Below are 13,883 nucleotides of genomic sequence, written 5' to 3' on the forward strand. Positions count from 1 at the left end.
AGGGAGGAGCTGGCGATGCGAGACGAGGTAGGTGCCGTCAACCTGCTTGACGGGGCGTTCTACGCGGGCGACCCGTACCCGGCGTTCGCCTGGATGCGGCGTAACCAGCCCGTGTACCGGGACGAGGAGTCCGGGGTGTGGGGTGTGACGCGCTACGAGGACGTGAAGGCCGCGGCGACCGCTCCGGAGACGTTCTCCAGCGCGGGCGGGATACGTCCCGACTACCCCGCGATGCCGTACATGATCGACATGGACGACCCGGAGCATCGCCGGAGGCGCAAGCAGGTCAGCTCGGGCTTCATGCCGAAGTCGGTGAACGCGATGCGGGAGTCCGTCGGCGCGATCTGCGACGAGCTCATCGACCAGGTCTGCGAGGTGGGCACCTGTGACTTCGTCGCCGACATCGCCGCCCCGCTCCCGCTGTACGTGATCGGGGACATGCTCGGCGTGGCGCCCGCGGACCGTCCTGACCTGCTCCGCTGGTCGGACGACATGCTCAGCGCTCTCGGGGCGCCGGACGAGACCGCGATGAACGCGGCGTCGACGGCGTTCGCCGAGTACAGCACCTATATCGCGGATCGGATCGCCCGGCGGCGGCGCGACGGTGACGACTCGGACCTCATCGGCAGGCTGTCGCACGCCGAGGTGGACGGTGAGCGGCTCGACGACGAGTCGCTCACCATGGAGACCCTGCTCATCCTGATCGGCGGGGACGAGACCACCCGGCACGTCATCAGCGGCGGTACGGAGGCGTTGCTGGCCCATCCGGCGCAGCACGAGCGGCTACGCGACGATCCGCAGCTGCTGCCGGGCGCGATCGACGAGATGCTGCGATGGGTCTCGCCGATCAAGAACATGGCCCGGACGGCGACGCGGGACACCACGCTCGGCAACGCGGACATCAGCGCCGGTGACACCGTGCTGTTGCTCTACCCTTCGGCGAACAGGGACGAGGAGGTGTTCACCGAGCCCGAGCGGTTCGACATCGACCGGTCACCGAACGACCACGTGGCGTTCGGCTTCGGGCCGCATTTCTGCCTGGGAAGCAGGCTGGCCAGGCTCGAGCTCGACGAGATGATGCAGCGGGTCCTCGCAAGGCTTCCCGATCTGCGGGTCGCTCGCGGCGCGCCCGATCCGCTGCCCCGGCGCGCGGCGAACTTCGTGTCGGGGATCGAGACCATGCCCGTCGAGTTCACGCCCACGCCGCGGGTGGGGGCCGCGACCGGATAGCTGTTGCGGGACCGGACGTGTCTCGGCGGCAGACACGGGATGTCGAAACGCCCGACACGCGGTGGGGAGGTCAGCGGCCCGCGGCGTAGCCCTGCATGCCGCGCGGGTTCGCCGCGCCGCGCAGGATCCCGGAGGGTTCGCGGGCGACGGCCGAGAGCCTGCCGAGTGCCCACGGGCCTGCGTCGGTGACCTCGTGGCCGTACTCGCGAAGAGCGTCTATTGTGGACGTTCCGAGACGTGACTCCACCTCGAGGCCACGCGGTGTCCAGCCACGCGGGACGAACGAGGACGGTACCGCCGTGGTGTGCCAGGCCGGCGCGTCGATGGCCTCCTGCAGGTTCAACCCGCCGAGCACGTGCGCCAGCCAGAAACACAGCTGCCACTGGTCCTGCTGGTCACCGCCTGGAGTGCCGAACGCAAGCCGCGGCTGCCCGCCGCGCAGCGCCATCGACGGTGACAGCGTGATACGGGGGCGCTTGCCCGGCGCGAGCGTGTTCGGCAGCCCGTCCTCCAGCCAGAACATCTGGGCACGCGTGTCCAGGCAGAACCCCAGCTCGCCGATCGTGGGGCTGGACTGCAGCCAGCCACCCGACGGCGTTGCCGAGATCATGTTGCCGCGCGAGTCGACCACGTCCAGGTGCACGGTGTCCCCACCGGTGACCCCGGACGTGCGCACCGTCGGTTCCCCCGTGGGACCGACCCCGCCCGCGAGGCCGCGGGTCTCGGCGAGGACCCCGGGCAACAGGGCCTGCCGGCCGCCGGGAGAGCCGGGACGCAGGTCCGCGGCCGCGTCTGCGACGAGCTCCCTGCGCTGCCGCAGGTAGTCCGCGGAGAGCAGGTCGGGTACCGTCGCGGCAGCCTCGGGGGTGTCGCCGAGCCACGCCTCACGGTCGGCGAAGGCGAGCTTGGCGCACTCCACGGCCAGGTGGACGGTGCGGGCTGTCGGAACACCGTCTACATAGGACAGCTGGTCGGCGAATCCGTCGAGCATGAGCAGTTGCTGTGCGAGGACCGGGCCCTGTGTCCACGCTCCGCACTTGACGAGGCTCCAGTCGCCGAGCTCGGTGACCAGTGGATCCTCGTACCCGGCGCTCCACAGGGCCATATCGTCGCCGCTGAGCAGCCCGGGGTGCGCGCGGCCGGAGTCGTCGCGGAACGCCTGGTGGGTGAACCGGTCGACGGCCTCTGCCACGAAACCGTGCGACCATGCGCGCCTCGCCGCGTCGATCTGCGCCTCACGCCCGGTGAACCGTTCGGCCTCGGCCAGCAGGCGCTGCCAGGTGCGTGCGAGCGCGGGGTTGCGGTGCAGCGAGCCGGGCTCGGGTGGCCGGCCGTCCGGCAGCCACAGCTCGGCCGAGCTGGGCCAGTGCGTCCGGAACAGGTCGGCGACGGTCCGGATGGTCTCGGTCATGCGGTCGAGGACGACGACGCCGCGCTCGGCATAGCCGATGGCATACCCGAGCACGTCGCGCAGCCGCAGGGTGCCGTGGTCACGCAGCAGGAGGAGCCACGCGTCCCAGGCCCCCGGCACCGTCGCGGGGAGCAGCCCGCTGCCGGGGATGAGCCGCAGGCCCAGCTCGGCGAACCGCCCAGGGGTCGCGGCGGCGGGAGCGACTCCCTGCCCGCACAGCACGGCCGGCCGGGGGTCGTCCGCGGTGGCCAGCAGTGCTGGGACCTGCCCGGCCGGGCCGTTGAGGTGCGGCTCGGCGACCTGCAGCACGAACCCGGTCGCCACGGCGGCGTCGAAGGCGTTTCCGCCTGCCTCGAGAACCGCCATCCCTGTGGCCGAGCCCAGCCAGTGCGTGGAGGCGACCATACCGGTGGTGCCGAGAAGCTCCGGTCGTGTCGTGAACATGACGTGATGGTACAGCTGTTCGTTACCTCAACTAACTTTATGGTGCGGAGGCCTACTTACAGGCTCGGTGGCGTATTGCCGCATGTCCAGCACGGGCCACCATGACGATCTTGGCCGGCAAGCCGTGCGTGTTGCCCAGGAATGTGCTCGGCGCGGCGTCGTGCTGCACGAGACAATCGCCGAAGTCGGCTCCGGGCTGAACGGCCACCGCGCGAAGCTGCGGAAGCTGCTGTCGGTCCCGACTGTTACGACAGTGGTCGTGGAATATCGCGACCGGCTCGCCCGATTCGGGATCGAACACCTCGAAGCCGCCCTGGCCGCGCACGGGCGCCGCATTACTGTGCTCGACGGCACCGACGTCGATGACAACCTGGTGCGCGACGTCAGGGAGATGCTCACGTCGATGTGCGCACGAGTATACGGGCGGCGGTCTGTGGCGAAACGGGCGAACGCGGCCATGAAGGCGGCGGAGGTGCCTCCGCGATGAGCACGGTTGTGCAGGCATACCGGTTCGCCCTCGACCCCACTACAGTGCAACGACACGCGCTCGCGTCGCATTGCGGTGCCGCTCGGTTCGCGTTCAACTGGGGCCTGGCTCAGGTCACGATCAACCTGGGCCAGCGGCAGGCCGAGCGCTCCTACGGCATCGCCGAGGACCGGCTCACTCCGCCGCTGAGCTGGTCGCTCTACAGCCTGCGGAAATCCTGGAACGCGGCCAAGCACGAGGTCGCGCCCTGGTGGAGCGAGAACAGCAAGGAGGCCTACGCCTCCGGGCTGGCCAACCTCGCCGACGCGCTGTCCAACTGGGGCGCCTCCCGCACGGGTAAGCGTCGCGGGAGGCGTATGGGCTTTCCGAAGCCGAAGAGCAAGCGTGGTCGCTGGTCGTGCCGGTTCACCACCGGCGCGTTCGGGCTATCGAACTCGGACCGGCGGCATGTGCAGTTGCCGCGCATCGGCATGGTGCGCACCCACGAGTCCACCCGCAAGCTCGCCCGCCACCTGCAGCGAGGCACGGCTCGCATCCGGTCGGCCACCGTGTCGTATCAGCGGGGCCGGTGGCACGTGTCCTTTTCCGTCGAGATCAGCAAACGCGAGGCGGCATCCGCCACCCGTGGCGGTACGGTCGGTGTCGACCTCGGCGTGCAGTGCCTGGCGGTGCTCTCGACCGGCGAGACCATCGCCAACCCGAAGCACCTGCAACGGGCGCAGCGGACATTGCGTCGGCTGCAGCGGCAGGTGTCTCGCCGCGTCGGACCGGACAAGCGCACCCAGCGGGCGCCGTCGAACCGCTGGAGCACAACCCGGGATCGGGTCACCCGGCTGCACACGAAGGTGGCGAACGAACGGCGGGACGGGTTGCACCAGTTGTCGACCCGGCTGGTGCGCGAGTTCGACACGATCGTCATCGAAGACCTCAACGTGGCCGGGATGCTGCGCAACCGCCTGCTGGCTCGCTACATCGCCGATGTGGGCATGGGGGAGCTACGGCGTCAGCTGGACTACAAAACCAGCTGGCATGGCCGGGGCCTGGTTGTGGCCGACCGGTTCTACCCCTCCAGCAAGACGTGCCACGACTGCGGCGCGGCGAAAGCCAAGCTGTGCCTGTCGGAACGCACCTTCACCTGCGATCACTGCGGGCAGACCGCTGATCGTGACCACAACGCGGCCCGCAACCTCGCCGCACTGGTAAGCGAGATCGCCAGCAGCGCGTCCTCCCCGAGTTGCGGGGCGACGAAAAACGAGCCCGCTGGAAACCCACGTAAGACCACCACCAGCGGTGGCAACGGGTATCGCCACGGGAAGACCCCAAGGGTCAACGCCGCGCCGCAAGGCGACGGCTCAGGAACACTCCCACACGTTTCCTGAACGGATCGCTCCCAGCCACGCGCTGGCGGACAGCACCGTGACCACGCAGCCCGAGTTCTACATGACCTACGACGATATCGGCTACGACCTGGAGAACCGCGGAGCGGAGCCGGATATCGAGGTCGGGATCGCGCCTCAGGACTACGTCGCGGGACGGGACCCGCAGCTGGAGCGGGCGATCGCGGTCGCCCTCGAGCGGCTCGAGGACCACGAGCCGCACGCCCCGACGCGGGAGGAACGGCCGCGGCTGGCCGCGCCGTCGTTGCCGCCGCGCCCGTAGGAGCCCGCGGGCACGGTGGTTCCGGGGCTGGGAGCATGGTGCGTATGCGCAAGCTTGTGGTGGCGCGGCACGCGAAGTCGGCGTGGCCGCAGGGTGTGGCCGACGCGGAACGCCCGCTCAATGAGCGGGGCAGGCGAGACGCGCCCCGGGTGGGGGCGTGGCTCGCCGAGCACGTTCCCGAGCTCGACCTGGCGGTCTGCTCCCCGGCGGAGCGTGCGCAGCAGACCTGGGACCTGGCCCGTAGCGGGCTGGCCAGGGAGCCGCGCGTGCACTACGAGCGTCGCGTGCACGGGGCGTCGGTCGAGGATCTGATGATCGTGGTGCACGGGCTGCCGAACGAGGCGCACGTCGTGCTGCTTGTCGGGCACAACCCCGGGGTCGCGGAGCTGGTGTACGCGCTGTCGGGTAGAGCTGTGGAGATGAAGACCTCGGCGCTGGCCGTGCTGGCCGTCGACACCGAGTGGGCCGACGTCGGACCAGGGATGGCGAGGTTGCTGGACACCGCCACACCCCGGGGGTGAGCCTGCTTCCCGGCCGCGCATCCCGGAGCCGCGGGGCGACCGAAAAGAAGCGGCCGCCGGCACAGCGGCGGCCGTCCGTGCTTCGCGTGCGGGTCACGGTCGCGGTATCCCTGCCGTGGCCCGCACTCGCGCTCACGCGTTGATCTGCTTGGCGTCCTCGCCTCCCTCGATGTTGATCTTGCGCGGCTTGGCCTTCTCGGCAACCGGGATGCGCACGCTCAGCACACCGTTGTCATAGCTCGCCTTGATGTTGTCGGTGTCCAGCGTCTCGCCGAGGAACAGCTGCCGGGAGAAGACGCCGCGCGGGCGCTCGGTCACCTGTGCCTCGACGCCGTCACCGACCTCCGACTTGCGCTCGGCCTTCACGGTGAGCACGTTGCGCTCGACATCGAGGTCGATCGAGTCCGCGGAGACGCCGGGCAGGTCGAACTGCACGACGAACTCGTCGCCGGACCTGTAGGCATCCATCGGCATCGACGCGGGGCGGCTCCACGTGCCGTCGGTGCCGAATACCTGCTGGGTGAGCCGGTCGAGCTCGCGGAACGGGTCAGTACGCATCAGCATCGCTGGTCTCCTCCTTCTGATGGTCACAGTGCTTGTGCCTTGACGTACCTGCTAACGAAAGACTCAAGTTGTTTGTTCCCAGAAGGTTCAGTTCCTTTGTACTGCTTCCCCAGGCATTGGGACTCGGTGTTCCCTGTTCCTTCCCCTTCGGGGGACAGTTAATTTATAGCACCTACTGCAGATTGCGTCAAGTGAGCATCATAGATAATCTGGTGGCGACGGTGGTGCCATCACCGCGAGCGTCAGTGCCGACCGTGTCGTAGATGGGAAGCGTGACCGGTGAGTGTGTCGAAGCTGGACGACGAGCATTACCCGGCGTTCACGACCGGGCAGGCCGCGGAGCTACTCGGCGTGGAGCAGCCCTTTCTGCGCAGCCTGGACGCCGCCGGAGTCGTCTCACCCGAGCGCTCGGAGGGCGGCCACCGCAGGTACTCGCGCCATCAGCTCAACCAGGCCGGACGCATGCGCGTGCTGTTCGACGAGGGGCACAACCTGATCTCCGCGCAGCGGATCCTCGAACTGGAGAACGAGCTGACCGCCGCGTACGAGGAGATCGGTGCGCTGCGTGCACGGCTGGGGGAGGACGACTCGGGCGACGCGCCCCGATGAACCGGTGCGTCAGCCAGGACGGGTATCGCGCGCGGCCGTCACGCGCGGATCCACCCGTGGCGGATCCTGCGGCGTTGAACCAGCAGGACGACCGCGCACACCACGCATACCAGCTCCGCGACCGCTGCGAGGACCTCGGGGGCGTTCCAGGTCAGCGCGGCGGACGGGCCGAACACGCCGACGAGGCGGTCGAGCAGGAAAGCGCCGAGCGTCCCCGCGCCGAACGCCGCTGCCGCGAGCAGCGGGAGCCAGTGCTGCCAGAACGCGACCGCGCCGGCGATCGCGGCCCCCGCCACGACGTTGACCAGGAACAGCGGACCGAGGACCAGGTACTGGTCGCCGCCGATCGTGGTGGGGATGTCGCGGTACCCGGCGAACCAGCGTTCCAGATGGACGGCGGCTGTGACGAGCAGAGCCGCCACGAGCAGGCCTCGCAGCCCGATGCTGACCACCATGACTCCTGACGTGATCGGTGCCGCTCGCGCGACGTGAGTTCCCAGGTTACCCGAGATCGTACTGGTGGCGTTCGGCGATCGACAGACCACGTGCCCGAGCCGAGTCCATGACCCGCTGGTGGAACGGACGTTCGGCCAGCGCGCTCGCCGCGGCGTCCAGTACCTCGCTGAGCGGGTGCCCCAGCTCGGCCTCGAGCTCCGCGGCGGCTGCCTCGGTGGCGGCCCATTCTGCGTGCAGGGTCGGCAGCAGGCTACGTGCATGCTCGGTGAGGTGCACGATCCGCTCGCGTGCGTCCTCCCCTGGCCGCAGGCCGACCAGCTCACGGGCCCGCAGCTGCGCGACGGTCTGGCTGGCGGCGGAGTGCGTGACCCCCACCCGTCGCGCCAGGGCACGGACCGATGCCGGCCCGTCCCGCTCGAGCGCGCGCAGATATCCGACGAAGCGTGGCCGGATCTCGTCGATGCCCAGTTCCGCGTAGATCGTGCCGAGGTCGCTCTCCAGCAGGTCGAGGAGATGCCGTAGGCGGGTGCCCAGCCCGGTGTCCGGTGCGGCCCCCGCCCCTGGGTCTGGTCCGCTCATGGACGAATTATAACAGGGCTAATATATTAGCGCTGTTATGTATCGTGGCGTATGAGAGGGATCGGTGTGCTGTACCCGGAGATCGAACCGTATGAGCACGGGATGCTCGATGTCGGCGACGGTAACCACGTGTACTGGGAGACCTGCGGGAACCCGCGTGGTAAACCCGTCCTTGTGCTGCACGGTGGCCCCGGCTCGGGCTGCACCGAGGGCATGCGCCGCTACTTCGACCCGGACGCGTACCGGATCGTGCTGTTCGACCAGCGCGGCTGCGGGCGCAGCACCCCGCACGCCAGCGACCCCGCCACCGACCTGTCGGTCAACACCACCCGGCACCTGATCTCCGACATCGAGCTGCTGCGGCGGCACCTCGGCATCGACGGGTGGCAGCTGTTCGGCGGGTCCTGGGGCGCGACACTGGCGCTGGTCTACGCCGAGCGGTACCCGAGGCAGGTCTCGGAGATCGTGCTCACCGGGGTCACCACCACCCGCAGGTCGGAGATCGACTGGCTGTACCACGGGGCGGGCCGGTTCTTCCCCGGGGAATGGGAACGCTTCCGGAGCGGTGTGCCGGAGGATCAGCGGGACGGCGACCTCGTAGAGGCGTACCACCGGCTGCTGCATCACCCGGACCCGCGCGAGCGCGCGCGTGCGGCCGAGGAGTGGTGCGCGTGGGAACTGTCGGTGATGGGAACGGATCCGGATGTCGAGCCCGACCCGGTCTGGACGGACCCGGAGTTCCGGATGGCCTTCGCGCGCATCGTGACGCACTACTTCCGGCACGGCGCCTGGCTCGCCGAGGGCAGCGTGCTGCGCGAGGCGGCAGCGCTGCGCGGCATTCCCGGCGTACTGGTGCACGGCAGGCTGGACGTCTCCGGACCACCGGTCACCGCGTGGGAGGTGGCGCGGGTCTGGCCGGATGCCGAGCTACATTTCGTCCCCGGTGCCGGGCACAGCTCCCGCGAGCCGGGCATGGCCGAGCGGCTCGTCGCCGCGACGGATCGCTTCGCACGCGGCTGAGCTTCCGGAGCCGGCCCAGAGGCCGCGGGTGGCAGCTCCACCGGACCGCACGTGTCGCTCGCGGGTGTGAACCGTGCCGCCGGAAGCGGCCGCGCCGCCCCGCGCGGTAGCGGCGGCGCGTCGGAAGGGTCGTGCGAGGGGGCATCACGCTCGGAGCCGCCTTACGGCCACCGACACCCGGCTGGTCCTCGGCGCGGACGACCTCGCCGAGGCGAGAAGCGTGCTGTCCTCGTTCATGGTGCCGCCACGCGGCTAGGGCAGTAGATCCTGGTACCGGAAACGGTCGAGCCGGGTCTCCTGCGCACCGAGCCGGAACCGGACGGGCCCGGCGAAGTCCGGCCCGTCGGAGACGAAGGTGTGGTACTCACCGTTCTCGCCTGCCGGGTCGACGCCGTCCGGGAGATCCGCCAGGAAGCCGGCGTCGACGGTGCGGCCGCAGAAGGACGCCTCAAGGCGTGACGTGTCGACGCAGACGGTCACCGCGCGGTATCCGCGGTCGAGCACGGTGTCGATCAGCTCCCGCGTATCGCGTCCCCACAGCGGGAACAGCAGCCGCACCCCGAGCGGTATGAGCCGTTCCTCCCGGTACGCCCGTACGTCCGCCAGGTGCACGTCGCCGAAGGCCAGCTGGGTGACGCCCTCGCGCAGCAACCCGTCGATCGTCTCGGACATGGCGGTGTCGTAGGCGGCGTTGCTCGGCCACTCCGGCAGGTCGACCCACCGGACGGGGACTCCGAGCGCGCGGGCCTGCCTGCGCACGAGATCCGCGCGCACCCTGTGCATGCCGAGCCGCCCGGCGGTCGTGGTGACCACCAGCGTGCGTACCTCGGCGCCCGCCGCCCGCAGAGCGGCGAGCGCGAGCGCGCTGTCCTTGCCTCCGCTCCAGGACAGCGCGACCGGGTCTGGCATCGGCGTTCTCCTTGTCCACGAGTCGTGCTGTTGTTAACGTGGCGGTACCGGGCGATGCGCGGTGACCTGTGCGCCCGCTAGCCACATACCGCGACATTGCCCTTCACCCGAGGCGATCGGGGTGCCCCACCCCCCTTTTTGGTGCCCGCCGCAGGCGTTGTTAGCTTGGGGGACACCGAGGTTCGGCCTCTGGGGAAAATACAAGGTTACGTAGCTTGAGAACTCAACAGCGTGCCAAGTCAGCGCCACAAACGTCGCATCGACCCCGTCGAACCGGGCACGGCAGCGTGCCGGGGTCCGGTTCCGAGGCAGGGCAGTAAAGCTCTTGGTGGAGAGTTTGATCCTGGCTCAGGACGAACGCTGGCGGCGTGCTTAACACATGCAAGTCGAACGCTGAAGCCGTCTCCGGACGGCGGATGAGTGGCGAACGGGTGAGTAACACGTGAGCAATCTGCCCTCGGCTCGGGGATAACCCCGGGAAACTGGGGCTAATACCGGATACGCATTGGCCGGCGCATGCCGGGCAATGGAAAGGATTCGTTCCGGCCGAGGATGAGCTCGCGGCCTATCAGCCAGTTGGTGGGGTAACGGCCTACCAAGGCGACGACGGGTAGCCGGCCTGAGAGGGTGATCGGCCACACTGGGACTGAGACACGGCCCAGACTCCTACGGGAGGCAGCAGTGGGGAATCTTGCACAATGGGCGAAAGCCTGATGCAGCGACGCCGCGTGAGGGATGAAGGCCTTCGGGTCGTAAACCTCTTTCAGCCCTGACGAAAGAGACGGTAGGGGCAGAAGAAGCGCCGGCTAACTACGTGCCAGCAGCCGCGGTAATACGTAGGGCGCAAGCGTTGTCCGGATTTACTGGGCGTAAAGAGCTCGTAGGCGGTCTGTCACGTCTGCCGTGGAAACCTGCAGCTCAACTGTAGGCGTGCGGTGGATACGGGCAGACTAGAGGGCGGTAGGGGCAAGCGGAATTCCTGGTGTAGCGGTGAAATGCGCAGATATCAGGAGGAACACCGATGGCGAAGGCAGCTTGCTGGGCCGTTCCTGACGCTGAGGAGCGAAAGCGTGGGGAGCGAACAGGATTAGATACCCTGGTAGTCCACGCCGTAAACGTTGGGCGCTAGGTGTGGGAGTCGGAATACGACTTCCGTGCCGTAGCTAACGCATTAAGCGCCCCGCCTGGGGAGTACGGCCGCAAGGCTAAAACTCAAAGGAATTGACGGGGGCCCGCACAAGCGGCGGAGCATGTGGATTAATTCGATGCAACGCGAAGAACCTTACCTGGGCTTGACATGCCGGGAAATCCTGCAGAAATGTGGGGTGCCTTCGGGCGTCCGGCACAGGTGGTGCATGGCTGTCGTCAGCTCGTGTCGTGAGATGTTGGGTTAAGTCCCGTAACGAGCGCAACCCTTGTCCTATGTTGCCAGCGGTCCGGCCGGGGACTCATGGGAGACTGCCGGGGACAACTCGGAGGAAGGCGGGGACGACGTCAAGTCATCATGCCCCTTATGTCCAGGGCTTCACACATGCTACAATGGCCGGTACAAAAGGTGGCGAAACCGCGAGGTGGAGCGAATCCGAGAAAACCGGTCTCAGTTCGGATCGCAGTCTGCAACTCGACTGCGTGAAGTCGGAGTCGCTAGTAATCGCAGATCAGCAACGCTGCGGTGAATACGTTCCCGGGCCTTGTACACACCGCCCGTCACGTCACGAAAGTCGGTAACACCCGAAGCCGGTGGCCCAACCGGTTCGCCCGGAGGGAGCCGTCGAAGGTGGGACTGGCGATCGGGACGAAGTCGTAACAAGGTAGCCGTACCGGAAGGTGCGGCTGGATCACCTCCTTTCTAGGGAGAATTCCCGAAAAACCCATTGTATTTTCAGGAGGTGCGACGTTGTCGTCGCTGGCGAGCAGGCACGCTGTTGGGCTCTCAGGCTGCGAGCCTGTCTACGCTGGCGCAGCTGACGAAGCTTGAGAACTGCACAGTGGACACCGCGATCCTGATGTATTCTCTACGAGCAATACACATCATTCTCGTGGACAGTATGGACAAGCTGTCACGGGCACACGGTGGATGCCTGGGCACCAGGAGCCGATGAAGGACGTGGGAGGCTGCGATAAGCCTGGGGGAGCTGTCAACCGAGCTGAGATCCCAGGATGTCCGAATGGGGAAACCCAGCACTCGTGATGGAGTGTTACCCGCACCTGAATGTATAGGGTGTGTGGAGGGAACGCGGGGAAGTGAAACATCTCAGTACCCGTAGGAAGAGAAAACAACCGTGATTCCCTGAGTAGTGGTGAGCGAAAGGGGAAGAGGCTAAACCGGCCGCGTGGTAAAGCCGGCAGGCGTTGCGTGGCCGGGGTTGTGGGACCGTTCGGCCGGAGCTGCCGGTCCGGCGGGGATCGCGTCGTGAGGTCAGCCGAATGCGTTGGAACACGCAGGCGGAGCGGGTGATACCCCCTTAGGCGAAGGCCGCACGCCGACCCTGGAACGTCATCCCGAGTAGCAGCGAGCCCGAGGAATTTGCTGTGAATCCGCCAGGACCACCTGGTAAGCCTAAATACTCCCTGGTGACCGATAGCGGAAGAGTACCGTGAGGGAAAGGTGAAAAGTACCCCGGGAGGGGAGTGAAAGAGTACCTGAAACCGTGTGCCTACAAACCGTCAGAGCCTTCGGGTGATGGCGTGCCTATTGCAAAATGAGCCTGCGAGTTAGTGCTGCGTGGCAAGGTTAACCCGTGTGGGGAAGCCGTAGCGAAAGCGAGTCCGAAGAGGGCGTACGGAGTCGCGCGGCCTAGACCCGAAACCGAGTGATCTACCCATGGCCAGGGTGAAGCGCCGGTAAGACGGCGTGGAGGCCCGAACCCACTTAGGTTGAAAACTGAGGGGATGAGCTGTGGGTAGGGGTGAAAGGCCAATCAAACTCGGTGATAGCTGGTTCTCCCCGAAATGCATTTACGTGCAGCGTCGTATGATTCACGGTGGGGGTAGAGCTACTGGATGGCTGAGGGGCCTTACCGGGTTACCGAGGTCAACTAAACTCCGAATACCATCGTGACGAGTGCGGCAGTGAGTCGGCGGGGGAGAAGCTTCGCTGACAAAAGGGAAACAGCCCAGATCACCGGCTAAGGCCCCCAAGTGTGTGCTGAGTGGGAAAGGATGTGGGACGGCACAGACAACCAGGAGGTTGGCCTAGAAGCAGCCATCCTTGAAAGAGTGCGTAATAGCTCACTGGTCAAGTGGTCCTGCGCCGATAATGTAGCGGGGCTAAGCACACCGCCGAAGCCGTGGCACTGCGTCGATGACGCAGTGGGTAGGGGAGCATCGATCATCCGCTGAAGTCGCGGCGTGAGCCAGTGATGGAGGGTGGTCGAGAGAGAATGCAGGCATGAGTAGTGAAAGCAGAGTGAGAATCTCTGCCGCCGGATGACCAAGGGTTCCTGGGCCAGGCTGTTCCGCCCAGGGTTAGTCGGGACCTAAGGCGAGGCCGACAGGCGTAGTCGATGGATAACGGGTTAATATTCCCGTACCCGCGTGTGCGCGTTTGCAGCGAAGGGGCGACGCAGAAGGGTAGCCCAACCCGGGCGCTGGTTGACCCGGGGTAAAGGTGTAGGGCGGTACGCAGGGAAAGCCGCGTACCGGATGCCTGAGACCTGATGCCGAGCCATAGAGGCGAAGTGGGTGATCCCGCGCTGCCGAGAAAAACCTCTAGCGAGCGCACGGGCGGCCCGTACCCCAAACCAACACAGGTGGTCAGGTAGAGAATACCGAGGCGAGCGGGTGAACCGTGGTTAAGGAACTCGGCAAAATGTCCCCGTAACTTCGGGAGAAGGGGAGCCGGATGGCGTGTACGCCCTGTGCGGTGGAAGCGCCGGCCGGCCGCAGAGACCAGGCCCGAGCGACTGTTTACTAAAAACACAGGTCCATGCGAAGAAGCAATTCGATGTATATGGACTGACGCCTGCCCGGTGCTGGAACGTTAAGAGGACCC

At 67.1% G+C, this 13,883-nt stretch carries 12 protein-coding genes and 2 rRNA genes; 9 read left to right on the forward strand and 5 right to left on the reverse strand.

What is annotated here, in order from left to right; translation table 11 throughout:
• The first annotated feature begins 15 nt into the window (after positions 1-15).
• Entirely contained in the window at positions 16-1,230 is a 1,215-nt protein-coding gene (locus CHB84_RS20380) for a cytochrome P450 (RefSeq protein WP_089303278.1), read from the forward strand.
• A gap of 70 nt (positions 1,231-1,300) precedes the next feature.
• On the opposite strand, the gene CHB84_RS20385 is transcribed toward CHB84_RS20380, so the two are convergent.
• Positions 1,301-3,085, reverse strand: a complete 1,785-nt coding sequence (locus CHB84_RS20385; RefSeq protein ID WP_089303279.1) for a gamma-glutamyltransferase family protein — start codon at positions 3,083-3,085, stop codon at positions 1,301-1,303.
• Positions 3,086-3,152: 67 nt separating this feature from the next.
• On the opposite strand from CHB84_RS20385, the gene CHB84_RS20390 reads away from it, so the two are divergent.
• From CHB84_RS20390 to CHB84_RS20400, 4 genes are read left to right on the forward strand one after another with little or no spacing between them, the layout of a single operon-like run.
• Complete coding sequence (locus CHB84_RS20390; RefSeq protein WP_281251784.1) at positions 3,153-3,572, forward strand: IS607 family transposase; 420 nt, start codon at positions 3,153-3,155, stop codon at positions 3,570-3,572.
• Positions 3,569-4,951 (forward strand): IS607 family element RNA-guided endonuclease TnpB, encoded by a 1,383-nt coding sequence (tnpB, locus tag CHB84_RS20395; RefSeq protein ID WP_176440056.1) that lies wholly within the window; start codon positions 3,569-3,571, stop codon positions 4,949-4,951. Before CHB84_RS20390 ends, tnpB begins: the two co-directional genes overlap by 4 nt.
• Positions 4,952-4,988: 37 nt before the next feature.
• Complete coding sequence (locus tag CHB84_RS23065; RefSeq protein ID WP_176440057.1) at positions 4,989-5,231, forward strand: hypothetical protein; 243 nt, start codon at positions 4,989-4,991, stop codon at positions 5,229-5,231.
• A 44-nt stretch (positions 5,232-5,275) separates the two neighbouring features.
• On the forward strand, positions 5,276-5,752 hold the full coding sequence (locus CHB84_RS20400) for a SixA phosphatase family protein (RefSeq protein ID WP_089303287.1): 477 nt from the start codon (positions 5,276-5,278) through the stop codon (positions 5,750-5,752).
• Between the two features lie 132 nt (positions 5,753-5,884).
• On the opposite strand, the gene CHB84_RS20405 is transcribed toward CHB84_RS20400, so the two are convergent.
• Entirely contained in the window at positions 5,885-6,316 is a 432-nt protein-coding gene (locus CHB84_RS20405; RefSeq protein ID WP_089303281.1) for an Hsp20/alpha crystallin family protein, read from the reverse strand.
• Between the two features lie 279 nt (positions 6,317-6,595).
• On the opposite strand from CHB84_RS20405, the gene CHB84_RS20410 reads away from it, so the two are divergent.
• On the forward strand, positions 6,596-6,925 hold the full coding sequence (locus tag CHB84_RS20410; protein ID WP_089303282.1) for a MerR family transcriptional regulator: 330 nt from the start codon (positions 6,596-6,598) through the stop codon (positions 6,923-6,925).
• 38 nt (positions 6,926-6,963) lie between these two features.
• On the opposite strand, the gene CHB84_RS20415 is transcribed toward CHB84_RS20410, so the two are convergent.
• Entirely contained in the window at positions 6,964-7,380 is a 417-nt protein-coding gene (locus CHB84_RS20415) for a hypothetical protein (RefSeq protein WP_245818869.1), read from the reverse strand.
• Positions 7,381-7,426: 46 nt separating this feature from the next.
• Positions 7,427-7,960 carry a MarR family winged helix-turn-helix transcriptional regulator gene (locus CHB84_RS20420; RefSeq protein WP_089303283.1) on the reverse strand — a complete coding sequence of 178 codons (534 nt, stop codon included), beginning with the start codon at positions 7,958-7,960 and terminating at the stop codon, positions 7,427-7,429.
• Between the two features lie 51 nt (positions 7,961-8,011).
• On the opposite strand from CHB84_RS20420, the gene pip reads away from it, so the two are divergent.
• The gene (pip, locus tag CHB84_RS20425; protein WP_217898662.1) at positions 8,012-8,980 is read left to right on the forward strand and encodes a prolyl aminopeptidase; all 969 of its coding nucleotides are present in this window, start codon (positions 8,012-8,014) and stop codon (positions 8,978-8,980) included.
• A gap of 252 nt (positions 8,981-9,232) precedes the next feature.
• Here pip and CHB84_RS20430 read toward each other — a convergent pair whose 3' ends face one another.
• A complete protein-coding gene (locus CHB84_RS20430) occupies positions 9,233-9,889 on the reverse strand; it encodes a Dph6-related ATP pyrophosphatase (protein ID WP_089303284.1) in 657 nt (218 codons plus the stop codon).
• Between the two features lie 325 nt (positions 9,890-10,214).
• Between CHB84_RS20430 and CHB84_RS20435 the strand changes: the two genes are divergently transcribed.
• A 16S ribosomal RNA gene (locus tag CHB84_RS20435) occupies positions 10,215-11,738 on the forward strand.
• Positions 11,739-11,939: 201 nt separating this feature from the next.
• Positions 11,940-13,883, forward strand: a 23S ribosomal RNA gene (locus tag CHB84_RS20440); the annotation flags it as partial.

Source organism: Haloechinothrix alba (assembly GCF_900188115.1).
Taxonomy (GTDB): Bacteria; Actinomycetota; Actinomycetes; order Mycobacteriales; family Pseudonocardiaceae; genus Haloechinothrix; species Haloechinothrix alba.